The organism is Acinetobacter sp. NyZ410 (genome assembly GCF_022828975.1).
In the GTDB taxonomy this organism is placed as follows: Bacteria; Pseudomonadota; Gammaproteobacteria; order Pseudomonadales; family Moraxellaceae; genus Acinetobacter; species Acinetobacter guillouiae.
Window position 1 is genome coordinate 4,777,102 of sequence record NZ_CP094620.1, and the last position, 23,328, is coordinate 4,800,429.

Annotated in this window: 24 protein-coding genes and 1 pseudogene; 15 read left to right on the plus strand and 10 right to left on the minus strand. The window is 38.0% G+C overall.

Annotated elements, in window-relative coordinates; all coding sequences use genetic code 11:
• Positions 1 to 41: 41 nt before the first annotated feature.
• Positions 42 to 629 (minus strand): 1,6-anhydro-N-acetylmuramyl-L-alanine amidase AmpD, encoded by a 588-nt coding sequence (ampD, locus tag MTO68_RS22590; protein ID WP_244014462.1) that lies wholly within the window; start codon positions 627 to 629, stop codon positions 42 to 44.
• 154 nt (positions 630 to 783) lie between these two features.
• Between ampD and nadC the strand changes: the two genes are divergently transcribed.
• The 3 genes from nadC to MTO68_RS22605 all read left to right on the plus strand — a co-directional run bounded on the left by nadC (position 784) and on the right by MTO68_RS22605 (position 4,993).
• Positions 784 to 1,629, plus strand: a complete 846-nt coding sequence (gene nadC / locus MTO68_RS22595; RefSeq protein WP_244014464.1) for a carboxylating nicotinate-nucleotide diphosphorylase — start codon at positions 784 to 786, stop codon at positions 1,627 to 1,629.
• Between the two features lie 151 nt (positions 1,630 to 1,780).
• Positions 1,781 to 2,944 carry a tetratricopeptide repeat protein gene (locus MTO68_RS22600; protein ID WP_244014466.1) on the plus strand — a complete coding sequence of 388 codons (1,164 nt, stop codon included), beginning with the start codon at positions 1,781 to 1,783 and terminating at the stop codon, positions 2,942 to 2,944.
• Positions 2,945 to 3,115: 171 nt separating this feature from the next.
• On the plus strand, positions 3,116 to 4,993 hold the full coding sequence (locus tag MTO68_RS22605; protein WP_244014468.1) for an alkaline phosphatase family protein: 1,878 nt from the start codon (positions 3,116 to 3,118) through the stop codon (positions 4,991 to 4,993).
• A 14-nt stretch (positions 4,994 to 5,007) separates the two neighbouring features.
• On the opposite strand, the gene MTO68_RS22610 is transcribed toward MTO68_RS22605, so the two are convergent.
• The 6 genes and pseudogenes from MTO68_RS22610 to MTO68_RS22630 all read right to left on the minus strand — a co-directional run bounded on the left by MTO68_RS22610 (position 5,008) and on the right by MTO68_RS22630 (position 9,776).
• Entirely contained in the window at positions 5,008 to 5,172 is a 165-nt protein-coding gene (locus MTO68_RS22610) for a hypothetical protein (protein WP_004723523.1), read from the minus strand.
• 248 nt (positions 5,173 to 5,420) lie between these two features.
• Positions 5,421 to 7,601: a phospholipase C, phosphocholine-specific gene (locus MTO68_RS22615; protein ID WP_244014470.1), complete on the minus strand. Its 2,181-nt coding sequence runs from the start codon at positions 7,599 to 7,601 to the stop codon at positions 5,421 to 5,423.
• Positions 7,602 to 7,621: 20 nt separating this feature from the next.
• Complete coding sequence (locus tag MTO68_RS23135) at positions 7,622 to 7,750, minus strand: hypothetical protein (RefSeq protein WP_004723525.1); 129 nt, start codon at positions 7,748 to 7,750, stop codon at positions 7,622 to 7,624.
• Between the two features lie 219 nt (positions 7,751 to 7,969).
• A complete protein-coding gene (rph, locus tag MTO68_RS22620; RefSeq protein WP_004723527.1) occupies positions 7,970 to 8,686 on the minus strand; it encodes a ribonuclease PH in 717 nt (238 codons plus the stop codon).
• 255 nt (positions 8,687 to 8,941) lie between these two features.
• Positions 8,942 to 9,334: pseudogene (locus MTO68_RS22625) on the minus strand (transposase family protein); the annotation flags it as partial.
• Between the two features lie 37 nt (positions 9,335 to 9,371).
• Positions 9,372 to 9,776, minus strand: a complete 405-nt coding sequence (locus MTO68_RS22630; protein ID WP_008942454.1) for a transposase family protein — start codon at positions 9,774 to 9,776, stop codon at positions 9,372 to 9,374.
• Between the two features lie 91 nt (positions 9,777 to 9,867).
• Between MTO68_RS22630 and MTO68_RS22635 the strand changes: the two genes are divergently transcribed.
• Positions 9,868 to 10,356, plus strand: a complete 489-nt coding sequence (locus tag MTO68_RS22635) for an immunity 26/phosphotriesterase HocA family protein (RefSeq protein WP_105714175.1) — start codon at positions 9,868 to 9,870, stop codon at positions 10,354 to 10,356.
• A gap of 330 nt (positions 10,357 to 10,686) precedes the next feature.
• Here MTO68_RS22635 and MTO68_RS22640 read toward each other — a convergent pair whose 3' ends face one another.
• Together MTO68_RS22640 and MTO68_RS22645 are read right to left on the minus strand one after the other, a co-directional pair.
• On the minus strand, positions 10,687 to 11,820 hold the full coding sequence (locus tag MTO68_RS22640) for an acyl-CoA desaturase (RefSeq protein WP_244016014.1): 1,134 nt from the start codon (positions 11,818 to 11,820) through the stop codon (positions 10,687 to 10,689).
• Between the two features lie 125 nt (positions 11,821 to 11,945).
• Entirely contained in the window at positions 11,946 to 12,968 is a 1,023-nt protein-coding gene (locus tag MTO68_RS22645) for a ferredoxin reductase (RefSeq protein WP_244014471.1), read from the minus strand.
• A 174-nt stretch (positions 12,969 to 13,142) separates the two neighbouring features.
• Here MTO68_RS22645 and MTO68_RS22650 point away from each other — a divergent pair, with 174 nt between their 5' ends.
• On the plus strand, positions 13,143 to 13,787 hold the full coding sequence (locus MTO68_RS22650) for a TetR family transcriptional regulator (RefSeq protein ID WP_209828850.1): 645 nt from the start codon (positions 13,143 to 13,145) through the stop codon (positions 13,785 to 13,787).
• A gap of 81 nt (positions 13,788 to 13,868) precedes the next feature.
• Here MTO68_RS22650 and MTO68_RS22655 read toward each other — a convergent pair whose 3' ends face one another.
• A complete protein-coding gene (locus tag MTO68_RS22655) occupies positions 13,869 to 14,486 on the minus strand; it encodes a thiol:disulfide interchange protein DsbA/DsbL (RefSeq protein ID WP_004723532.1) in 618 nt (205 codons plus the stop codon).
• 229 nt (positions 14,487 to 14,715) lie between these two features.
• Here MTO68_RS22655 and ubiG point away from each other — a divergent pair, with 229 nt between their 5' ends.
• The 10 genes from ubiG to MTO68_RS22705 all read left to right on the plus strand — a co-directional run bounded on the left by ubiG (position 14,716) and on the right by MTO68_RS22705 (position 23,319).
• Complete coding sequence (ubiG, locus tag MTO68_RS22660; protein ID WP_004723533.1) at positions 14,716 to 15,429, plus strand: bifunctional 2-polyprenyl-6-hydroxyphenol methylase/3-demethylubiquinol 3-O-methyltransferase UbiG; 714 nt, start codon at positions 14,716 to 14,718, stop codon at positions 15,427 to 15,429.
• The gene (locus MTO68_RS22665) at positions 15,426 to 16,100 is read left to right on the plus strand and encodes an HAD-IA family hydrolase (protein WP_224964464.1); all 675 of its coding nucleotides are present in this window, start codon (positions 15,426 to 15,428) and stop codon (positions 16,098 to 16,100) included. Before ubiG ends, MTO68_RS22665 begins: the two co-directional genes overlap by 4 nt.
• A gap of 261 nt (positions 16,101 to 16,361) precedes the next feature.
• A complete protein-coding gene (locus tag MTO68_RS22670; protein WP_004723535.1) occupies positions 16,362 to 17,108 on the plus strand; it encodes a YciK family oxidoreductase in 747 nt (248 codons plus the stop codon).
• A 227-nt stretch (positions 17,109 to 17,335) separates the two neighbouring features.
• The gene (locus tag MTO68_RS22675) at positions 17,336 to 17,491 is read left to right on the plus strand and encodes a hypothetical protein (RefSeq protein WP_167468963.1); all 156 of its coding nucleotides are present in this window, start codon (positions 17,336 to 17,338) and stop codon (positions 17,489 to 17,491) included.
• A gap of 281 nt (positions 17,492 to 17,772) precedes the next feature.
• Complete coding sequence (locus MTO68_RS22680) at positions 17,773 to 18,174, plus strand: RcnB family protein (RefSeq protein ID WP_034614751.1); 402 nt, start codon at positions 17,773 to 17,775, stop codon at positions 18,172 to 18,174.
• A gap of 196 nt (positions 18,175 to 18,370) precedes the next feature.
• Entirely contained in the window at positions 18,371 to 18,667 is a 297-nt protein-coding gene (locus MTO68_RS22685) for an RcnB family protein (protein WP_004723538.1), read from the plus strand.
• Between the two features lie 192 nt (positions 18,668 to 18,859).
• Positions 18,860 to 19,222: an RcnB family protein gene (locus tag MTO68_RS22690; protein WP_004823605.1), complete on the plus strand. Its 363-nt coding sequence runs from the start codon at positions 18,860 to 18,862 to the stop codon at positions 19,220 to 19,222.
• Positions 19,223 to 19,641: 419 nt separating this feature from the next.
• Positions 19,642 to 20,997 (plus strand): amino-acid N-acetyltransferase, encoded by a 1,356-nt coding sequence (gene argA, locus MTO68_RS22695; RefSeq protein ID WP_034618293.1) that lies wholly within the window; start codon positions 19,642 to 19,644, stop codon positions 20,995 to 20,997.
• A gap of 335 nt (positions 20,998 to 21,332) precedes the next feature.
• Complete coding sequence (locus tag MTO68_RS22700) at positions 21,333 to 22,292, plus strand: sulfonate ABC transporter substrate-binding protein (RefSeq protein WP_244014473.1); 960 nt, start codon at positions 21,333 to 21,335, stop codon at positions 22,290 to 22,292.
• A 94-nt stretch (positions 22,293 to 22,386) separates the two neighbouring features.
• On the plus strand, positions 22,387 to 23,319 hold the full coding sequence (locus MTO68_RS22705) for a sulfonate ABC transporter substrate-binding protein (protein ID WP_085942780.1): 933 nt from the start codon (positions 22,387 to 22,389) through the stop codon (positions 23,317 to 23,319).
• The last annotated feature ends 9 nt before the right edge of the window (positions 23,320 to 23,328 follow it).

Below are 23,328 nucleotides of genomic sequence, written 5' to 3' on the forward strand. Positions count from 1 at the left end.
ATTCTTAAAATTGCGTTGTTAAATCATAAACAGACGCTTATTTACTTCGCTTGTTTTGTCTTAATTTTTTTCTGGTTCAAACTTTCTCTAAACTGCTGCCATTGAAAATGTGGTCCAGGATCAGTTTTTCGTCCTGATGCAATATCAGAATGTCCTGTTAAATGATGATCAGTTTTTGGATAAGCGTGTTGCAAAATGGCAACCACATCAACCAGTTGTTGATATTGGATTGCTTCAAAATCGCGATCATCACTTCCTTCAAGTTCAATCCCAATTGAATAGTCATTACACTCAACTTTACCCAGATAAGCTGAACGTCCAGCATGCCAAGCCCGATCATTAAAATTAACAAACTGTATAATTTCACCAGTTCTTAAAATCAGCAAATGTGCAGAAACCTGCATACCCTCAATGGTTTGAAAATAAGGATGGACTGACCAATCCAGTTGATTTTGAAAAAACTGTTCAATATAACCACCACCAAATTGTGACGGTGGCAAACTAATATTGTGAATCACAATCAGCTGAATCTCTGTATTTTCAGGACGTTGATTATAGTTGGGTGATGGGACTTGTCTTGCGCCAATCAATTGACCATTCACGACCTGAAACTGTGGTGCAGATTGCATATCTTATTCCTACAGAATTTTTCTATTTTCAATAAAGCTGATTTTCAATATTTTAGTGTACTCTTATCTGTATAAAATAAAAACTTCTTCAAACTTGCAATGACAGTGCTAATATATCGCTCAGTTTTTAAGGGTGACTAAAATAGGGATATCCATGAGCATACCTGAATCTTTGCTTGAACAATCTATTCAAATTAATATTCAACAAGCACTCCAAGAAGATATTGGCGATGCTGATATTACTGCCCTACTCACACCAGAAGATGAGCAAGCGACAGCCACGATCATTTCGCGTGAAGATATGGTCTTGGCGGGACAACCTTGGGTCGATGCACTGATCAGAGCGTATGATCCAAGCGTACAGATTACTTGGCTTAAAAATGATGGTGACTGGGTTAAAGCCAATGAAACCATTTATAAATTGGCAGGTTCTGCGCGTAGTTTGCTGACTGTTGAGCGTCCTGCATTAAACTTTGTGCAAACCCTGTCTGCGGTCGCAACCAAAACGGCTGAATATGTAAAATATCTAGAAGGTACAGCAACCAAATTGTTAGATACGCGTAAAACTTTGCCGGGTTTACGGATTGCACAAAAATACGCAGTTGCTATAGGTGGTGGTCAAAACCACCGCCTTGGTTTATTCGATGCGTTCTTAATTAAAGAGAATCACATCATGGCTGCTGGTGGTATTGCTCAGGCAATTGCCAAAGCGCATCAAATCGCACCAGGTAAGCCTGTCGAAGTTGAAGTTGAAACATGGGATGAACTGAATCAAGCGCTTGAAGCCAAAGCAGATATCGTCATGCTAGATAATTTTAGCCAACAACAAATGATTGATGCGGTTAAACATGTTGCAGGGCGTTGTAAATTAGAAGCTTCTGGAAATATAACTCTTGAGAATTTAAGTCAAGTTGCACAAACAGGTGTTGACTATATTTCGATGGGTGTATTGACTAAAGATGTTAAAGCGATTGATTTATCTATGCGTTTTAATGACTAATCACTCAATCATATGAGCCATGAAGCAGTATCTATATACTGCTTTTTTTATTACAAAATAAAACGATGAGTCAATAAATAATCAGCTAATTTTATGCAAAAGATCTTCTAAATAACAATCAAATTACGTGCACCAACAAAAGAGATAAACAATGAAAAAACATATTTTATATTCATCACTATTCGCATTATCTATTCCGATCCTGAGCCATGCAGACACAGTCAATGTGCATGTGTTAAGTGCAACAGTCAAAGATCAAAATATTGCCAATGCTGAAGTAATTTTGCAAAAAAATGGTGAGCGCTCTGCCTCAAGTTCTACCAATACAAGCGGCCGAGCCTCAGTCAATAGTAATACTGCAGACAGTTCAGATAATTTATTGATTATCAAAAAATCAGGTTATTCAACACTGGTTGCAAAATGTCCATGTGATGGCATGACTTACGCCTTAAGTCCTGTACTTAAAGATCTCAACAGTATGCGAATTGTACTGAATTGGGGGCAAAACCCTTTAGATCTTGATTCACACTTAAGTTATAAAAATCAGCATGTATATTGGGACAGTAAACAAGGTTTGGCTGCAAATCTGGATGTAGATGACACCGACTCTTATGGTCCTGAAACCGTCACTATCGATAAACGTTTAGAAGGTCAATATTATGTGTATTCAGTACATGACTATTCTGATCGCACTCAACCAACTACGACCAATTTATCCAATAGTCAAGCCAAAGTCATGGTGTATGCAGGTGAATCACTGATTCGTTCTTATTATATTCCAACTGGTCAAGCGGGTAATTTATGGACTGTATTCCGCATTAGTCCTGAAGGTGAAATTCAAGATATCAATCGTATTTCAGGAACCACGGTTAACGCAAGCCAAGTGGGTTCAACAGTATCAAATTATCAAAATCAAACCACTCGGGTAAATATCGTTCCTGTCTCAGCAGATGCGCAAAAACGAGCCAAGACACTTAATTTAAGTGCGGATAAAGCCTATCAAAACAACCAGATTGAACAAGCTGCAATGCTCTATCAACAGTCTATCGACTACAATCCAAATGTTGGCCAGACCTATAGTAATCTTGCTGTTGCTTATCAAAAGCTCAATCGTTCCTCAGAAGCTTTGTGGGCAAATCAAAAAGCCATTGCTTTGGCGACCAATAACAATACCAAAGCTTACTCTCACTATAATATGGGTAAAATCTATGAAAATAATCAAGATTATGCCCAAGCTAAGCAACATTACCAATTGGCCAATCAATACAAACCAAGCGCGACTTATGATGAAGCGATACAACGTGTAAGCCCGTAAAAAAAATGCCCAAAGGATATCTACATTCTTTGGGCAACGTTGATGCTTTAGTTTGCTATTTTTTATTGATTAGTTTTAATTTTGCTTACAAAACAAGCAGTTTTTACATAGAAAAGCCGTCTGAATAAGCCTATAATCTTTGGCTTCCAATACATTCCTGTAATTAGGCCAATGAAGACGTTGAAACAACAAGTTTTGTTTTTACTTGTCGCTTTTTTATCTGTATTTGCTTTTTTCTTATATCAAGAAGATATCACGCGTTTCTTTCAATTACGTGACATCTATCTAAAACCACGTCTGTATAAATATGGCTTTTCAATTCTCTTAAACTACGCCTTTATTAGTTTATTTTATTTAATTTTAAGAAAAACCTTTGCGACCATTTTACTTAGTCAATTTATTATTTTTTTATTGAGCTTTATCAATATCAAGAAAGAGCAATATCTTTCTGCAAGTTTCGTTCCTAGTGATTTTTTATTATTTAAAGAAACCTTTGTCGCCTCTCCAATCATGCTCAAAATTGCAGTCTTTGCAGCAATTGTGGTGTTTATTGGACTATTTGTATTTCTCTATAAAAAAGAAAAATTAGGGACGAAGCCTCTTCTCCTGACAAACAGCATTTTATCTTTTGCCATCCTTGGTTTCTTTATCACCGCGAATTTTAAAAATAATTTTAGTGAAGCTTGTGCCAATGCAGCAAAAAATTCAATTTGCCAATATGCAAAATATTTACCCAATACTCGTGGTGACTGGATTGGTGATCACCTAACCATTAAATACTTAGGTTTTTCGACCTTCTTCTTTTCCAAAACCGTAGATGGCTTAAACAATAAAATTTTCCAAACACAAGTTATTCCTGAAGAAAAAGTTGCTGCTTTTTATCAACCGATGGCGGTTGAACATGATGAAGAATCTACATCGAATCTAGCATCAGATGATCCGTCACAACAAAAACAATTGCCAAATATCGTTTTTGTGATGAGCGAGTCGCATTGGGATGCCAGAAAATTAGACAAAAGCATTCCACCTAACATCACCCCAACGATTAGTAAAAATCAGGTTTCTAGCTTATTGTCTCCAAGTTTTGGTGGAGGAACTGCTAACGTTGAGTTTGAAGTGTTAACCAGTCTAAATACCTATTTAAATCATAATGAACTGGCTTATGTCTCAAAATTAAAACGTCCAACTTATTCATTACCAATGTATTTGAATACATTGGGTTATGAAACAACTGCAATGCATAACAACGGCAAATATTTTTATAACCGTAGCGCAGTTTATCAAAATCTAGGTTTTAACCGTTTTACTTCAATTGAAAATATGATCAACATGGCTGACCGCGCCAAATATATCAATGCTGCGGGTTGGGCTACTGATGATTTGATTTATAACAGCATTGAAAATCAGCTTAAAAATACTGATAAACCGCAATTTATCTATGCGATCAGTGTTGAAAATCATCCAATGTACAGTGATGATCGTTTTGGTAAAGACCATTTTAAAATCACCAAAGATGGTGTGAGTGAGAACAGTAAACGCGCGCTGAATACTTATTTAACGGGTATGCAACGTGCTGACGATAAATTTAAAACCCTGATTGAGCATGTCAAACAGCTTGATCGCCCAACAATTGTGATTTTCTTTGGTGACCATTTACCCAACTTACAAAGCGTTTACGATGAGTATGGCTTCTTTAAATCAGCGCAAGAAAAAGCTGAGAAAAAAGATGTTCGCTTCTTTGAAACACCACTTGCAGTTTGGGCAAATTTCCCGATTGATCAAAAGCAATTTAAAGGGCCTTTTGTGGCGGCACATTTCTTAGCACCCAAAGTACTAGAAGCAGCGCATATTCCCCTTTCACCTTACTATGCTTTTGTAAATAAGGTGGGTTCTTGTTATAGCACTGTTCATCAAACAGGGACGCAAAAGCAAAAATCTTGTGAATTTGATCAAACAGAGATTCTACAACAGTATAAAGACATGAATATGGATGTGCTAAATGGTAAAAATTTCACTTATCAGATGTTAAAATCAAAAGCTGAAAGCTAGTCCTATCCAAATGATCAAGAAGGTTCTCCAGAGTCTTCTTGATCATGCTGCTGTTCAGCATGTTGTTGCGGTTCATTATTTTTTGCGTCAAATTCTTTGCTTTCGAAATCTTCACGGCGTGGATCTCCAGCCATCAATACAAAGGTAATCACTGCGAATAGAACAATGAGTATTTTCATAAGCCTGCCATTTGCTAAAGTTTGAAATATTCTAAATATCGGTTGATGAAAAGATTTGTAGAGTCTGTATACGAAACAAGGGATTTCAGCTGATTTATGTATCTATTGACGTAAATAGATGATTGGAATCTTAATCATGTAAGTTTGCGCAAATTATGTGGCCTTCTATCAACTAAAAATCTTCTATCAACTAAAAATAAGGTGCAATTCGCACCTTATTTAAATTATAAAAATTCAGCTATTTAAAATTAAGATTCTATAAATCCCATATAAGGGTCAGAAAATGAATCTTTACCCGTTTCAATACGCCCAGCAAAACGGCGTTTAAAGGTGCTATCACCCTCTATTGTTACAGTAAAATCATACCAACCACCGAAATCAGACATATTCCAATTCAACTCCTTTTCTGTAGAAGCCGTTTCGATATTCCATGTCTTATTGGGTAGATAAGCATTGGCTTTCACTGTCAATTTTGCTGTTTTCGCAGCGTCATTACGAACTTTTAAATAGAGTTTAGGATCACATTCTTCAACACATACACGCACTTCTGGCAATGCCTCTATTTGTGCAGACTTGGCTAAATCACCTGCAAAGCCACGATGGAAGCCATTTGGACCCAACACCCATAAATCATATAGTCCATTTGAAGCTTTCCATACATCATCCAATTGCTTACCTGCTTCAACCATATAACGACGAGGAATCGCATCTAAATTCAATTTGTCATAAACATGGAAAACTGCGGCGTGTGTTCCTGTATTGGAGAACATTAACTTCACCGTTTTTGTTGCCACATCAACTTTCGCACTACTATGTAAAATATAAGGTAATGCCCGAGACAATCGTGTTCCTAAATCTTGAACAGGATAGACCTGACTTAAAGGACGGGAAACCGGCGGCAATAGCGCTTGCGCATTACGAATCGCATCTGCATCATTCTTGGTTTTTTTACCCATCAAGTCCGAAATAGCTGTGGTATTTGGATTTTTAAAGTCAAAAGCTGTTGTTAAATCACCACATACAGCACGGCGATATGGACTGATATTCGGTTCTTGCACGCCAAAACGTTGCTCTAAGAAACGAATAACAGACGAATGATCAAAAACCTGTGAATTTACCCAACCACCACGACTCCACGGAGAAATCACATACATGGGTACGCGTATTCCTGGACCATAGACTCCCACACCATTGCTGACTTTTGGATCAGTAAAGTTAGGTTGCCCTGCTGAAGCTTTAGGATGCGTAGCGTATTCATATGAGATTTGTTCATCACTCAAGGTGGTTTTACCTTGCATCACACCTGAAGCGTCTTTTGAAGGTGCACTTGGTGAAGGAACGTGGTCAAAAAAGCCATCATTTTCATCAAAGTTGACCAATAAAACCGTTTGACTCCAAATCGCAGGGTTTTCCGTTAAAGCATTTAAAACTTCCTGAATGTACCAAGCACCTTGTACAGGGCTTGATGGTCCTGGATGCTCACTATAGGCTGCAGGTGCAACCATCCAGCTGACTTGAGGTAATTGACCTTTGGCAATATCATCTTTAAATGAAGCGAGAAATCCGCCATCAGGCATCGTATTGGCAATCCCTTTATACAACGGTTGTATTGCATCAATGGCAGGATCATAAGCAGGACACGTGCTGTCATTGTTTACAGGTTTACCTGATAATTCATTGGCACGGCGATATTGTTTAAAGCCAGCCAAAGGATTGTCGGTAAAGTTATCGGGCATATTTTGATAAACTTTCCACGTCACACCCGCTTGTTGTAGGCGCTCAGGATAGGTTGTCCAATCATAGCCTGTGCTTGATGCACCAATACTGTCCAAGTCATTTACAACACTGGCAACACCCGCAGCTTTAGGACCGTTTGAACCTGTCCATAAGAACATACGATTCGAATTGGTTCCTGTATGCATTGCACAATGATATGCATCACACAGGGTAAAGGCGTTGGCAAGTGAGAACTGAAATTCAACTTCTTTTTGTTTGTAATATCCCATAGATTGGGGTTGTTTATACTGTACCCAATTGCCCATACGCCCATGGTTCCAAGCAAATTGTCCATCTGTCCATGAGTGTGGCGTACCACTAACACGTTGTGCATTACCGCGAGTACTGTCTAAATGATAGGGAAAGATTTTATTCTTATCTTTATCGTATTGTTCCCAAATCTTACGGTTGTCGGATAGCGGAATGGTAAAACGATCACCAAATCCACGAACTCCTTTTAACGTTCCAAAATAATTATCAAACGAGCGATTTTCTTGCGTCAAAATGATGACATGTTTTACATCTTTAATCGTGCCTGTTTCGACTTTGGCGTCAATGGCTAAAGCTTTTTGGATGCTGGCTGGAAAGCTGGCTAAAGCGGCTGTCCCAAATATTGTTTTTGTTGAATTGACTAAAAAATCACGACGGTTCATCTCTATTTCCTTATTTTTTATTATGGTGCGCAATGTACTTTACACGCAGCGGGTGGCTGTGGATTCGTCGTTGAGCTTTCATTATCATCATTACAAGCACTGAGTAAGACACTCAGACTGGTCACTAAAATCAGCAAAAAATTTTGCATTGTCCTATCCATGAAATAAAGGTAGGGATAGTCAATACAACTGCTATGACGCTAGAGTGAAGTTTTTATGGCAGTTTGATGAATACTTTTTAAAAAATTATGAATATCAAATATTTGTTTTAATTTATAAATAACCGAATTAGGTTAAAATCATTTTATGCAATAAAAAACGCATCCGAAGATGCGTTTTGTTTATAAAAATATATCAATATTTTCGAATTACCAACCAAGCGCTTCTTGTTGTTTTTTTACCAATTCCTGAATACCTTTTTCAGCCATTTCAAGCATTGCATTGGATTGAGCGCGTGTAAATGGTTTTTCTTCTGCAGTCCCTTGAATTTCAATAAACTCACCTGCTTGAGTCATCACCACATTCAAGTCAGTTTGACAGTTAGAATCTTCTTCATAGCAAAGATCAAGCAATACTTCGTCTTGATACATGCCGACAGAAATCGCAGCAACGAGACCTTTTAATGGATCGTGCTTAATTTTCTTTTTCTCAAGAAGTACATTCATGGCATCAATTAATGCAACCGCAGCACCCGTAATTGCAGCAGTACGTGTACCGCCATCTGCTTGAATCACATCACAGTCGATGGTAATGGTGTTTTCACCCAATTTTTTCAAATCCACCATTGCACGTAAGCTACGACCAATCAAACGTTGAATTTCTTGAGTACGACCAGATTGCTTACCGCGAGCAGCTTCACGGTCGCTACGTGTATGGGTAGAACGTGGCAACATACCGTATTCCGCAGTCACCCAGCCTTGGCCCTGACCTTTTAAGAAACGTGGCACTGAATTGTCAATACTTGCAGTACACAGCACTTTTGTATGACCAAATTCAACCAATACTGAACCTTCCGCATAACGGGTGTAGTTACGGGTAATTTTAACTTCACGTAATTGATCTAATGCACGTTGGTCGATACGCATAGCTTGTCCTTATGGGATTCAAAAAATATTGCGACTTATTATAACAGATCCAAGAGAGATGGTTTTGTTACAAGATGGTGGTTTTTGAAATTGGGTGATTTAACTATCAACTTTGGAATCATTCGAATATAAATCGACGACTAAAAGAACTTTACTTTTGGACCAAGTAATAAACGATGATAAATTTAATACATTCAAAAATTATTTAGCTATTTGGAACTATATATTAGACTTCCTTCATAAATCATTTTTCAATCAATTTAATTGTTTATCTTTCACCCAATCTAAATTGTATATGCCAGCAAGTAAATTAAACCGCAGGTTTAATCTTTTACGACGATTTCTATATACACAAGATAAAATCTTAAAACATTTCATCCTTCCAAATACATGCTCTACTTGAATTCGTCTACGACCAATCTCTCTATTTAACTTTTTTAATTCAGAATCTAATTTTTCAGTTTTCTTTGCTTTAGATGGCATGAGGCATCCAAAACCCAATTTTTTTATCCCTAAATACCCCTTATCAACGATAAAAAAGGGCTTAAATTTTAATTTCCTCATACTTTTTTTAAATATTTTAAAATCATGCATGCTTCCATGACTTCCACATACACTCAGTATTTCACCTGTTGTATAGTGCATAGATAGCTGAAATTTAAAGGTATGTCGCTTTTTTTTACCGCTATACCATTTCTTCTGTTTTTTTTGGACGTTGAACTAATATTTCAGTTGCATCAATCACAACAACTTCCCAATCCACTTCATCTCGATTAGGAAGTTGTTTTGGCAAGTTAAATTTTCCAGAACGGATTAAGGTATCTTCAATAACACGTGTGATACGAATTGCACTCGTTTCAGATACACCGTAACTCATACCAAGATGGAAAAATGTTCGATATTCTCTCCAATATTCTATACATAAGAGCAAGCGATCTTCCAACGGTAATTTATGCGGTCGTCCTTTACCAATATGACGAGGTAAATGCTTATTTAGCTCGGCCAACATGAGGTTAAATGTAGCCCAACTAACACCGGTAAGCCTACGAAACTTAACGTCTGATAATTTTTGAATATCTTTGAATTTCATCCAAGGATTATCCCTTGAATTAAATAATTTTGCTGATTAATTTAAGATCAAATAAATTGTACGTTTTTTGATTTATGACGGAAGTCTATTGATGGTAAATCAAAAAAGGCGTAGACGTATAAAAGAAGGTGATGTATTTGGAATTGAATTAGATGATTCTTTGTATGGCTATGGTGTAGTTTTAAACTCGATACTGATGGGATTCTATGAACTAAAAACAAAAAACTTAGAACAAGATCTAAACCGTATTGTTTCTCAAAAAATCTTATTTAAAGTTTGTGTAATGAAGTATGCATTTAAGTCAAAAAAATGGAATTTCATTGATAATTACGCTGTTAGTGATGAATTAAAGGAGCAAGTTTATTTTTTTAAGCAAGATCCCTTTGATAAAAGTATTTCCGTGTATTTTGAAAAAGATAAAGATTGCTTTGAATTCCCCGCAACATATGAAGAGGTGAAAGATTTCGAACGTGCAGCAGTATGGGACCCTGAACATGTAGAGGATAGATTACGAGACTACTTTAATGGTGTTCCTAATGTATGGGTCGAGCAATTACGACTTAAACCTATTGTTTCCTAATAGATTTTAAGCATAACTCTGCAAAAGAAAAGGTATAATAAAACGATGTTTGAAAGACAATGACTTGTTGATGCTTAAATTTCGTATAAGGAAATATGTTTATTAAATACCTTAAAAATATTCTCAAACTTACATAACTTAGCTTATACAAAAAATTAAAAATCACTGAATTTAAACATCACTTTAAAAGCAATAGAAGAACCTTATCTAACTCAATAAGGTTCTTCTAACAACAATTGAGGATCTATTTTCAACAGCTATTGCACCAGTTGAATGAAGCAAAATAAGTACCTCAGCAACACCAATGCTTACACATCGCAAAAACTTTGTTTAAGCAAAAATACCCTTCAACTTTTGTAAAGACTGAGTAATGGTGGTTGTTAAACTATTTGGCAAAGAGCATTTGGCTAAACGTACCCATACACTGCCAAACTGTTTCAGGAAATCTGCTTCATTATAGTTGATGCCATATTCTGCACATAAAGCTCTAATTTTTGGAGCAGCTTCTGAATAACGATTGGCTGGCATATCAGGGAACAAATGATGTTCAATCTGATGACTTAAATTCCCACTCAAAATATGCAACCAGTCTGTTCCAGTAAAGTTACTTGAACCACGAATCTGACGTAAATACCATTCAGCACGAGTTTCATTTTCCACATTATCGGCTTCAAAAGTCTCTGCATCTTCAGTGAAATGACCATTAAAGATCACCGCTGAAGACCACAAACTGCGGATCACATTGGCAATGGCATTCCCAGCTAACACTGGCAAAGCGTTGGGGCCTGCAATCACAGGAAAAAACACATAATCTTTTAGAATTTGACGGCGAGCTTTTTTACGAAATTTTGCCGCATCTGCCCAGACCTGTTTCCATGTTTTTGTTTTATAGATCAGCGCATCTTCCAAATGTAGATTTTGTAAGCCAACATACCATTCAAAAAACACCATCAATTGAATCGCTAAAGGAATATTAAACAAAAAGCGCGGTTCCCATTTTTGTGATTCACTAACGCGGAGTAAACCATAACCCACATCATGATCTTTACCGACAATATTCGTATAAGTGTGATGCACATAATTATGTGTGTATTTCCAATCATCACCTGTTGCCATGGTATCCCAGTCGTAGTTTGCACCATTCAAACTCGGGTCATTTAACCAATCGAATTGACCATGCATAACATTATGACCCAGCTCCATATTTTCTACGATTTTAGAAATTCCCAGCAATCCCGTACCCACCACCCAAACAGGTGGAATCCATCCGCCAAACATCAACATACCACGTGAAGCAATTTCACTATAACGAACAAAATTACGGATTTTATAAATATACTTGGCATCTTGTTCACCTAAACTGTCCATGATTTCACGACGGATTTCATCAACACGGCGACCAAATTCTGCGGTTTGTTCTGGGTTTAAATGTTTCGATTTACTGTTTGGAAAAGTAACTGACATATTCATTGTCTTGCTCCTCAGCGCTTCATTTTTAGAAGCCTTAGCTGAATTTTGGGTACAACTTCCTACGCCTAGGTTCAACAGACCGAGAAGTTGTTTAAATTTATTTAAATGATTGTTTTAATTTACAGATTAATGACCACAGGGCTTATCGCTTGGCTGATACACAATTTGATCTGTGTATTTGAAGCATGGTCAATTTCACCTGTCAGCATATTTTTGGTCGAACCACTCACTTTGGTACAAGTACAGGTATTACAAATCCCCATACGACAACCATGAGTTGGCTTTAATCCCGCTTGTTCAGCACTTTCAAGTAGGTTTGATTTCGCAGCAAACTCTTGTTGTGAACGTAAAAAAACAATCGGTTGTGCTTCTAGGCTTTCATCTACCGCAATCTGGAAATACTCTTGTTTCAAACGATCTGTGATATTCAAATCTTGAAAAATTTGATTGATGCTTTGCATCATTGCACGTGCACCACACGCATAGCTTTGACGCTGCTTGAAATCAGGAACCAAACTTTCCAATAACTCGATGGTTAAATGCTGCTTTTGTTGAGCGGTGTGAATATAGTGATAATTTAACAATGCGTGTTGCTGATAAAGCTGTTCTAGATCTGTATGAAAAGCCTCATCACGACTAAAATAAATTAAATCAATTGGACGATTTGAATCTTTAAGTGCTTCAAGCAATAAAGAATGGATTGCGGTAACTCCACTGCCTGACGCAATCAATAACAATGGTGACGCGTCTTGAGCTAAAACAAAATCACCCTGAGCTTGTGACAGTTCAACAATGCGACCAAAAGCCATCTGGCTCAGTGCATTGGAGACTTTACCCTGCTGTTTTACAGCAATGATCATATCGCCATTATTCAAAAATTTAACCACAGAGTAACTGCGTTGTTGACGTACACCCGCAATTTCAACAGTTACAAGAACAGATTGTCCCGCTTTAAACTGCTGATGCTTAAAATTACGATTTGGGCGTAATTGAATTTGATAAAAATCAGGGCTTAATGCACGAGTTTTAATAATCGTGGCTTTTACCTTCTTCCAAGCCCAAACAGGATTGATTTTTTCAGCGATAAAATCGACAAAATCCTCACGAACCCATTCTGGCTGATACTGCATATAGCTACTCATGTGACGTTCCTCTTTGTGCTTGCTATTTATTGAGTGAACAAACGTTCTTTTAGTGAACATATGTACACTATAATCATTTTTTAAATTCAGTCAACACCTGTACACTGACATTCGTCGTTTAATTTGTTTTTATTTTTGATAGACTCATCACAACAAAAATCTTTGGATACCAGAATGTCGATACGCGATGAACGAAAACAGCAAAGCCGTCAGGCTTTACTTGATGCTGCTTTAACTTTAAGCACATCGGGTCGTTCATTTTCGAGTATCAGTTTGCGAGAAGTTGCCCGTGAAGTCGGTTTGGTTCCGACAGCGTTTTATCGCCATTTCCAAGATATGGATGAATTGGGTAAAGAGCTGGTGGATCAAGTTGCGCTGTATTTAAAGAATGTCCTACATCAATTAGGCAAAGGCCTAGCGCATCCTGAAGCCAAAACCAAAACCAGCATGGCGCTGTTTTTTGAGGCTGTAGACAGCAGTCCGCAACAATGGATTTTTATGATCGCGGAACGTTGGGGTGGTTCAGAGGTAGTACGTAAAGCCATCGCCCGTGAAATTGACTTCCTAAATGATGATCTTGCCAACGCGTTAAAAAAGTTTGAAGTTATCGCAAATTTTCATGATGAAAATGATTTAAAAGTGATCACCAATATTTTGATTAATTTATCTTTTACTTGGGCAATGTCATGGATCAACTTATCTCGACAATACTCAGGCATCGAACTTGAGTTACAAAAAATGGTGCTTAAAAAACAATCGGTGACGCAAATCCGCTTAATTTTTAAAGGCATCGAAAATTGGGATCGAGATAAAGCTTAATTTATCTCACAAACTCCTCCCCTTATATCACTAGCAATAAAAAACCCGCAATTCAATTGCGGGTTTTAAAAACAGCAAAGCTTATTTGGCTTTACGTTCTTTATTGATCAGATAGTCAACAACTTGCGTCACTTTACCATCTTCACCTTGAACCACATATTTACCATTTACCACAACAGCAGGCACCCCTGAAAGCTGGTACTGTTGTGCCAATTGATTTGATTCAGCAATTTTTGCAGTGATCGCAAAAGAACTATACATACTGTTAAATTTCGCCTCAGGCACACCGTACTGAGTAAAGAATTTAGCAAAAGCATCTTTTTGTAGAACTTGCTGATTACCTGCATGATTGGTATGGAATAAAGGCAAATGCGTACGTTTACGTACACCCAATGCTTCACTCACATAATATGCGCGAGCACCTTGTTCCCATAATGGATTCATTGCTGCAGGTGTACGGATAAAGTTGACATCTTTAGGGATCTTCTTTAACCACGCTTGCATATGCGGTTCTAATGTAAAGCAGTGAGGGCATCCATACCAAAAGAACTCACGTACTTCAATTTTACCCGGAACTGAAACTTTTCCTGGGTTTTGCACCACGGTATAATCTTTACCTGCAACAAAATCGGCAGCCATGGCATTTACAGAAAACGCCATCACCATGGCAGTCATGCCACCTAAAATAAATTTTTTCATTGACTTTATTGTCCTCGTAGTCATCTCGTATAGCTTATGCATTCACTATAAAACAAATATGGGAAAATCGTTTTCCTTCTGTGAAGTTTTTTACACGATTCATCGCTTTTTCTGGATTTATGGTTACACTAGGGTCTGTTGATATTTCATAAATAGACGAAGTGTTAACAAACACTAGCATAACTGAACTTAATTTTTGATTAAAACAATTTACTTAGAGGTGCCCGGCATGTCGCAACTTAATGTTGATCCACAGGAAATTGCTAAATTTGAAGCACTTGCTGCTTTATGGTGGGATCAACACTCTGAGTTCAGACCTTTACATCAAATCAATCCACTGCGTTTAAACTGGGTTGATGAACATGCCAATGGTCTTACAGGCAAAAAGATTCTTGATGTGGGCTGTGGCGGCGGGATTTTGGCTGAAAGTATGGCGCGTCGTGGTGCCGATGTTTTAGGTATCGATATGGGGGCAGCGCCATTGAATGTGGCTCGCTTACACGCTGAACAGGAAAATGTTCAAAATATTGAATATCGCCAAGTTCCTGTGGAACAACTCGCAGAAGAACAAGCAGGACAATACGATATTGTTACATGCATGGAAATGTTGGAACACGTTCCTGACCCAGCATCTATCATCCAAGCATGTCAAAAGTTAGTTAAACCAAATGGTCATGTGTTTTTCTCAACAATTAACCGTAATCCTAAGTCTTATTTATTCGCAATTATTGGTGCGGAATATGTATTACGTTTATTGAAAAAAGGCACCCATGATTATCATAAATTTATTAAACCGTCTGAACTTGCAGATGACATTCGTAACTCAGGCTTAAAACTTAAAGATATGACGGGCTTACACTACAATCCACTCACAAAGCATTACTGGCTTGCGCCCAATGTTGATGTGAATTACATGGTTTATACTGTGAATGAAGGTGTTTGATGCAAGCTGTTCTTTTTGATTTAGATGGGACACTGATTGATACGGCTGCGGATTTTATCCGTATTATTCAAAATATGTGTCGAGAAGAAGGACGCGCAGTGGTTGATGCGGATTTAATCCGCACTCAAGTTTCTGAGGGTGCACGCGCAATGGTAAAACTGGTTTATCCTGAACTTGAAGTGGATGATCCAGTCTTTTTAGCGCATCGCCAACGCTTTTTAGATCAGTATGGTGATGACATTGCGGTAGACACAGATCTGTTTGCGGGTATGTATCCACTTTTGGCAGAGTTAGAAAGCCGACAGATCCCTTGGGGTATTGTGACCAATAAACCACGTTGGCTAAGTGAATCATTATTGAACGCATTGAACCTCACACAACGTTGCGCTGTTCTGGTCTGCCCTGAAGATGTCGCTCAGACTAAACCAGATCCTGAGCCGATGTATCTGGCGGCAAAGCAAATTGAGATTGCACCTGAACAATGTATCTATGTCGGTGATCATCCGCGCGATATTGATGCAGGACGTAATGCGCAAATGTATACAATCCTCGCAGCATATGGTTATTTACCATTACAGTACAAAGATGATTTAAATGCTTGGCAAGCTGACTGTATCGTAGAGAATGTCGATGAATTACATCAAGTTATTCGAAAACTTGTGAATAGTTAAAGCCCAAGAAAATCATTCAATTTACCCAACAACATGATAAATAACACTGAAACATCTTGAATATGATGTTTCAATGTTTTTATATAGAAGATAGCGCTGTTGGCACTTCGACTTGCTTTACGAGAAGCAGTACTTTTCTAACAAGGCAAAGTAAGACATATAAAATTTAATCATTCTAAATGATGAGAAACATTGTTTAATCGGGTAACGACATTGCGTCTAAAGCCTAAATGACATCATAACAACTATAGGAGGTCTCCCATGAAGTATTCAGAATATCAACCTCGCCCAGATTTATTGAAGGATAAAATTATCCTCATTACGGGTGCGGGAGACGGTATTGGACGTGCAGCTGCGCTCAGCTACGCCTTACACGGCGCAACAGTCGTGTTACATGGCCGCACGCTCAATAAACTTGAAGTCATTTATGATGAAATTGAATCACTTGGTGCCCCGCAACCTGCCATTCTTCCTTTGCAGCTTTCTACTGCCTCTTCACGTGACTATGAACTGCTCGTCGATACTCTAGAGCAACAATTTGGCCGCTTAGATGGTATTTTGCATAATGCCGGAATCTTAGGAGAGCGTGTTGAGTTGGCACATTATCCAGAAGAAGTCTGGGATGATGTTATGGCGGTGAATTTACGTGCACCCTTTGTGCTCACCCAAGAATTACTGCCTTTACTGGAAAAATCTGAAAATGCATCAGTCGTTTTCGCCAGCTCTGGTGTAGGACGCGAAGCACGTGCACAATGGGGCGCTTACTCGGTTTCAAAGATTGCAATTGAAGCGGTCAGTAAAATATTTGCCAAAGAAAATACTTATCCAAATATTCGTTATAACTGTATCAACCCAGGTGGGACCCGTACCGCTATGCGTGCCAAAGCTTATCCTGATGAGGATCCAAAGGTTTTACCATCACCTGAAGCCATCATGCCAGCTTATCTCTACCTCATGGGAGATGATAGCCTTGCGTTGAATGGTGAGAGTATCGACGCACAAGATTAGGGTCTGTTGACATTTCTCTTTCTCCACGCTTTTCGAAGTGTGGAGAAAATCATAAGGGATTCTGTCATTTAAAATATTGGTCATAGAGTCAAAATAAAAATTTAATAAAAGCCCATATAAAAATCGTTTTACCCAATAAAAATGATAATTTTATTCAGTTTCTCAAATAACAACGCTTACTCTATAGTGGTACTCAAGTTAAGCAGATCAATTTGAGGCATTTTTTTATGAAAGATTTAAAACATAAAGTAGAGATGATTCGCTCTATCGAACAATTACAGCTCCCAAATCAGTTTATTCAGGCCTTAGATGATGCCCATCAAGCTAAAGAGATGATCAAAGCAATCAATTGTTTAAAGCAGATGAATCAGCAGTGGTATTAATCATTCAGGCTCAATTTATAGCGGGGTCATCTCTCTAAGCCTGCATACAAGTTTATTTTCATAAATATTTACATTTTTTAGTCACATATTCCGCTAAAAAAAATTTGCTGCGATGCATTACAGCTCAAAGCTTTGCAATAACCCTTTTCACTTTTACATAAATATGTTTTTATTATGTCTGTCATTTTAAATGAAAAACTGAACTTTCTTCACAGTTTCTCTGCAATTTAGCAGTACAGTAGTGAGGTCAAAATAAACATATTGAATAAGCGAGGACGATTATGAAAAAGATTTTAGCGATCATCGCCATCTCTTTATCAACGCTGTTGACGGCTCAGATCAGCAGTGCAGGTCCTCATTTTGACGATGACAATGGTTTTGATCGTGGCAAAAGTGACCGTGGAGATCGTGGACGCAATCATCGTGATCGTGGTAATGACGATGACAACATTCAAGAACAACGTCGTGAACGTGAAGAACGTGGTGTAAAACGTTTGCAACAGCACAAATGGCAAATGGGTTATGTAATGCCACAGCATTATCGTGGTAATAGTTATAAAGTTGATTATAAAGAAGAAAATCTTCCAAAACCTTCACGTAATCAACAGTGGTATAAGATTAACAATGACTATATCTTGGTCGACTCAGACAATAATAATATTGTGAATATCCGAGGAATGTAGTTTTTAAATATTTTGGTTTCATGGGCTCAAACACCTTTTTGTTTGAGCTTTTTTTTGTCTAAATTTCATCATTACAATCTGTTTTTAAAAAACTCCATAAAATTGACAATTGAATGATATTTCTCCATTTTTTATCTTAACTTAAATTGTAATTTGAATGATCGGATAAAGCATCCGTCTGAAAAGGTCGATTCAAATGAGAAAAGTTCTAAGCGCAATCACACTATCACTCAGTGCCTTAGTTGCTACTTCAGCAATGGCTGACTGGGATCATGGTCAAAATCATCGCCCTGTTGCATCACATGAAAAATTTGAATGGCGAGAAGGTGTCATTTTACCTGATCGTTATCATGACAATCGCTATTACGTAAATGATTATCGTGCATACAAAAACCTGCATCAACCAGCTAAGTTTGAACGCTGGTATAAAGTAGATGGTCGTTATGTACTGGTTAATGAACGCAACCATCATATTATCCGTGTGATTCGATAATATCCAAACTACATATTTACAGCCCAAATTCTTTTTTGGGCTTTTTTATTTATGAAAAGAAAAACCCCAATGGGTCTCTTCATCAAGTCTTCATACATTTCACAATTCACCTAAATCTTGCTCACCGTTTATCTCAAATTATTGAGTAATTTGATTAGATCAAAGGACAAAAGTTCAATTCAGGTGAATCAAATGAAAAATATCTTAACGACACTGGCTTTATCGATGAGTGCGCTGATTGCAACGTCTGCGATGGCTGCACCGCATGATTATCATCGAAATGATCACAATCGCTATCAACAAAACCATTGGGATCATAAATATGACAATCGTTGGAATAACAACAACCATTATGACAACCGAGTAAATTCGAGTCAGCGCTGGCGCTCTGGGCAATACTTCCCGACTCAATTCAATTCTTCGCGTTATCATGTCAATTATAAAAACTACCGCCAGTTACCTAAACCTGGAAGATATCAGCAATGGTATAAAGTAAATGGTGATTATGTGCTGGTAAATGAGCGAAATAATCGTATTATTCGTGTGATTGGTTAATGCCAATATTTTAACTTTTAAACCCAACTCAGCTTGGGTTTTTTCACATTTTGAGAATATGATTATAATCTAATTGATTAGGCAAATAAATAAACTACATACTTTCATTTATATCTCCATAGTTTCTCTATATTTTACGATTAGATTGAATCTGAACTGGTGAATTATTGAATTAGCTAAAAAGGCAAATATTCTCAGTAAATTGTTCAAAATGAAAAGATTAGATTATGTCATTTCAAGGAACAGTAATCCTTAAAATATTTGGTTTTTAACTCAATAATCCAATCTGAATCGCAACACTCATATGACCCTTTTGCACTCGTCCTCCCACGTTCGAGTGCTTTTTTTATTTTGACTATTATTCTTGCACTATTTTTGTTTAGAATCGCTGTATCGCAATCATCAATACTGAGATAGGCATGCAAACCGACAGTTTAGAAACAATACAAAGCACAACGCAAGAATACGTGCATTGGTTTCGTCACTCTGCACCCTATATCAATGCCCATCGTGGTAAAACTTTTGTATTGATGTTTGGTGGTGAAGCTGTTGAACATGAAAATTTTCAGCATATTATCCATGATATTGCGCTACTGCATTCATTAGGCATACGACTCATTTTAGTCCACGGCGCTCGCCCGCAAATTACGGCCAACTTGCTTCACAATAAAATTCAAAGCCCGATCCATATCAACCGTCGTGTCACCACACGTGAATCGCTGCCTTGTGTTATGAGTGCCGTTGGTTCGATTCGTCTACAAATCGAAGCATTATTGTCTATGGGGCTAGCCAATTCACCTATGTTTGGCGCACGCATTGATGTGGTCTCAGGTAATTTTGTCACAGCAAAGCCCTATGGCATTCGTGATGGTGTCGATTTCCAACTCACTGGCGAAGTCCGCACGATTGATACTGAAGCCATTCAAGGCCATTTAGGCAATCAAAATATTGTGTTACTTGGCCCTACAGGGTATTCCACCACCGGTGAAGTATTTAATTTACTTGCAGAAGAAGTTGCGACAAAAACGGCCATTCATATCAAAGCCGATAAATTGATTTTTTTAGGCAATCAACAAGGCTTAATGGATGAATATGGGCAATTGAGACGTGAAATTACCCCGCAGCAACTCGATAAGCATATTGAAAAATACCAAGATTCAAATTTTGAAATCGCTTTGCATTTGCACAATGCAAAAGAAGCCTCACTAAAAGGCGTAAATCGCGTTCATCTGCTTTCCTATAGCGATGATGGTGCATTGATTAAAGAGCTCTTCACCCGTGATGGACATGGCACCATGATCACCGATGCCCATTATGAAGAAGTTCGTATGGCAAATATTGGTGATGTTGGCGGTTTGATTAATCTATTACGCCCTCTGGAAGATGAAGGTATTTTAGTCTATCGCTCACGCGAACGTTTAGAAAATGAAATCGAAAAGTTTGCCGTCATTGAACGAGATGGAACAATTCTCGCCTGTGCTGCGCTCTACCCGATTCCATCAACAGACAATGAAGTGCAATCGGCCGAAATTGCTTGTGTAGCCGTACACCCAAGCTATCGCAAATCTAATCGTGGTAGCCAAATTTTGCATTTCCTAGAAGAAAATGCACGTCAATTGGGTATTCAACAACTGTTTGTATTAACCACGCGAACCGCACACTGGTTCTTAGAGCATGGATTTGAACTGGCCAATGTTGATGATTTACCCGAAGCCCGACAAGCGCTGTATAACTATCAACGTAATTCGATGGTCTTTAAAAAATCAATTGCTTAAAATTGATGATTTTTTTTATTCTCAATCAATTATCACATTTGCTGCTAAGCTTATCGCTATAGATTCCATCAAGCAGAATATTTTCTTATTCTTGAGGGTGGAATCTATATATGGCGATTGAATAATACAAATAACATCATAATTTTCAAATTCTTATAACATTATATTTTTATAGAATATCCACTTTATATTTCTCATTTATAGCTAAGCTTAGCAGTTAATTATTTATCTGTTTTTTTCATTAGCAATCACTAAAAACTTATTTTTTTGAAAATACAAAGCCTTTTAAGCTGATGCTCATGCCTTTTTCTGACTTTATAGGAGCATCGTGACTCATGGCGAGCTTATTTCAACCTTCGTGGAAAAAAATCACCCTTATAAGTGCTAGCCTTGCCACCATCATGATGCTTACTGGATGCTCAAAACCACAAGAAACCACAACCTTAAATATCGGTTTTCAAAAATATGGGGTCTTGCCCATTATCAAAGCACGTGGCGACTTAGATAAAGCCTTAAAGGAAAAAGGGGTAAATGTGAAATGGGTTGAATTCCCTGCTGGTCCTCAACTGCTAGAAGGTTTAAATGTCGGTAGTGTCGCCTTTGGTGAATCTGGGGAAGCACCGCCTATTTTCGCCCAAGCTGCAAACTCAAATCTGGTCTATGTTGCCAATCAACCTGCTGCACCTTTGGCTGAAGCCTTAATTGTGCCGAAAGATTCAGCCATTCAATCAGTCCATGATTTAAAAGGTAAGCGTGTAGTTTTGAATAAAGGTTCAAATGTACATTATCTTTTACTCAAAGTTTTAGAAGCAAATCATTTAAAACTTAATGATATTCAAGTGGTCTACCTACCACCAGCTGATGCTCGTGCTGCTTTTGAAAAAGGTGCTGTAGATGCTTGGGTCATTTGGGATCCGTTCTTTGCTGCTGCTGAAAAACAACTCAATGCCAAAGTCATTGCGACAGGTCAAAACTTGGTCAACAACCACCAATTCTATTTGGCTGATCGTAAGTTTGCTGAACAACATCCCGATGTTTTAAAAATTGTGGTCAATGAACTGAATACGACAACGCAGTGGGTGTCTCAACATCAAACCGATGCGGCAAAACTCTTAGAAAAACCGACAGGCTTACCGCTTGATATTTTGAATACCTCAATTTCTCGTATGGGTTTTGGTGTGACTCCAATTTCTAACGACGTAGTAAAGAAACAGCAAGCTGTCGCAGATGCTTTTTATCAACAAAAACTCATTCCCAATAAAATCAACATTCAAGCAGCTGTTTTAGCGAACTAATTTCGCCAACAGCGCCGTTAAAGAGGACATCAATATGACCCAGCAAATCTCGCAACACAATACAGCATCATGGTTCAATGCAACGACTCATGCCATGACCACGATGTTGATCTGTAGCGCAATGCTGGGTTCAGCCTCTGTATGGGCAATCGATCCAACGGTAAAAGAATTACGTATTGGTTTTCAAAAAAGTTCTATTAATTTTGCAATCGCCAAACAACAAAAGCTGTATGAGAAAGAATTCCCAAATGCCAAAATCACTTGGAATGAATTCCCTGCGGGCCCTCAAATTTTAGAAGCCCTTGCTGTAGGTTCGTTGGATGTTGGTGTCACTGGCGATACTCCACCAGTATATGCTCAAGCCGCGAATAAACCGCTGTACTACATTGCCTATGAAGCAGCCAAGCCGTTGGCTTCGGCAATTTTAGTGCCTAAAGATTCAAAAATCACCAAACTGAATGAATTGAAAGGTAAACGTATTGCGTTGCAGAAAGGCTCAAGTGCACATTATTTATTGGTACAAGCTGTCCGTAAAGCTGGTTTGCAATGGTCAGATATTCAACCGATTTGGTTAACCCCTGCTGATGCCCGTGCTGCATTTCAAAAAGGTGCTGTCGACGCTTGGGCGATTTGGGACCCATTCTTTGCTTCTGCTCAAGTCGAAGATCAGGCGCGTATCCTCGCTTCAGGGCAAGGTTTAAGTCCGAATTATACCTTCTATTTAGCATCGCCAGATTTTGTAAAGAAATATCCTCAAGCAGTTAAAGGCATTATCCAGCAAATTAATACTGCTGATAAATGGGTACAAGCCAATCGTGTCGCAACAGCGCAAGCCATCGGGCAAAGCACTGGTTTAAAACCGAAAGTTAGTCAAACTTTTATTGAGCGACGCCCAAGACCTTCTGGTGCAGCACCGCTTTCAGCAAAAGTAATTGCAGATCAGCAACAGCTGGCCAATCGTTTTAGCGAACTCAAAATTATTCCAAACAGCATTGATATCAAACAAGCCGTTTGGACGGCGAAATAATATTTTTCT

What these genes read in the sequence shown, in the direction of transcription:
- ampD (WP_244014462.1), bottom strand. Translation starts at nt 629, where the DNA reads ATGCAATCTGCACCACAGTTTCAGGTCGTGAATGGTCAATTGATTGGC.
- nadC (WP_244014464.1), top strand. Translation starts at nt 784, where the DNA reads ATGAGCATACCTGAATCTTTGCTTGAACAATCTATTCAAATTAATATT.
- MTO68_RS22600 (WP_244014466.1), top strand. Translation starts at nt 1,781, where the DNA reads ATGAAAAAACATATTTTATATTCATCACTATTCGCATTATCTATTCCG.
- MTO68_RS22605 (WP_244014468.1), top strand. Translation starts at nt 3,116, where the DNA reads ATGAAGACGTTGAAACAACAAGTTTTGTTTTTACTTGTCGCTTTTTTA.
- MTO68_RS22610 (WP_004723523.1), bottom strand. Translation starts at nt 5,172, where the DNA reads ATGAAAATACTCATTGTTCTATTCGCAGTGATTACCTTTGTATTGATG.
- MTO68_RS22615 (WP_244014470.1), bottom strand. Translation starts at nt 7,601, where the DNA reads ATGAACCGTCGTGATTTTTTAGTCAATTCAACAAAAACAATATTTGGG.
- MTO68_RS23135 (WP_004723525.1), bottom strand. Translation starts at nt 7,750, where the DNA reads ATGCAAAATTTTTTGCTGATTTTAGTGACCAGTCTGAGTGTCTTACTC.
- rph (WP_004723527.1), bottom strand. Translation starts at nt 8,686, where the DNA reads ATGCGTATCGACCAACGTGCATTAGATCAATTACGTGAAGTTAAAATT.
- MTO68_RS22630 (WP_008942454.1), bottom strand. Translation starts at nt 9,776, where the DNA reads ATGAAATTCAAAGATATTCAAAAATTATCAGACGTTAAGTTTCGTAGG.
- MTO68_RS22635 (WP_105714175.1), top strand. Translation starts at nt 9,868, where the DNA reads ATGGTAAATCAAAAAAGGCGTAGACGTATAAAAGAAGGTGATGTATTT.
- MTO68_RS22640 (WP_244016014.1), bottom strand. Translation starts at nt 11,820, where the DNA reads ATGTCAGTTACTTTTCCAAACAGTAAATCGAAACATTTAAACCCAGAA.
- MTO68_RS22645 (WP_244014471.1), bottom strand. Translation starts at nt 12,968, where the DNA reads ATGAGTAGCTATATGCAGTATCAGCCAGAATGGGTTCGTGAGGATTTT.
- MTO68_RS22650 (WP_209828850.1), top strand. Translation starts at nt 13,143, where the DNA reads ATGTCGATACGCGATGAACGAAAACAGCAAAGCCGTCAGGCTTTACTT.
- MTO68_RS22655 (WP_004723532.1), bottom strand. Translation starts at nt 14,486, where the DNA reads ATGAAAAAATTTATTTTAGGTGGCATGACTGCCATGGTGATGGCGTTT.
- ubiG (WP_004723533.1), top strand. Translation starts at nt 14,716, where the DNA reads ATGTCGCAACTTAATGTTGATCCACAGGAAATTGCTAAATTTGAAGCA.
- MTO68_RS22670 (WP_004723535.1), top strand. Translation starts at nt 16,362, where the DNA reads ATGAAGTATTCAGAATATCAACCTCGCCCAGATTTATTGAAGGATAAA.
- MTO68_RS22675 (WP_167468963.1), top strand. Translation starts at nt 17,336, where the DNA reads ATGAAAGATTTAAAACATAAAGTAGAGATGATTCGCTCTATCGAACAA.
- MTO68_RS22680 (WP_034614751.1), top strand. Translation starts at nt 17,773, where the DNA reads ATGAAAAAGATTTTAGCGATCATCGCCATCTCTTTATCAACGCTGTTG.
- MTO68_RS22685 (WP_004723538.1), top strand. Translation starts at nt 18,371, where the DNA reads ATGAGAAAAGTTCTAAGCGCAATCACACTATCACTCAGTGCCTTAGTT.
- MTO68_RS22690 (WP_004823605.1), top strand. Translation starts at nt 18,860, where the DNA reads ATGAAAAATATCTTAACGACACTGGCTTTATCGATGAGTGCGCTGATT.
- argA (WP_034618293.1), top strand. Translation starts at nt 19,642, where the DNA reads ATGCAAACCGACAGTTTAGAAACAATACAAAGCACAACGCAAGAATAC.
- MTO68_RS22700 (WP_244014473.1), top strand. Translation starts at nt 21,333, where the DNA reads ATGGCGAGCTTATTTCAACCTTCGTGGAAAAAAATCACCCTTATAAGT.
- MTO68_RS22705 (WP_085942780.1), top strand. Translation starts at nt 22,387, where the DNA reads ATGACCACGATGTTGATCTGTAGCGCAATGCTGGGTTCAGCCTCTGTA.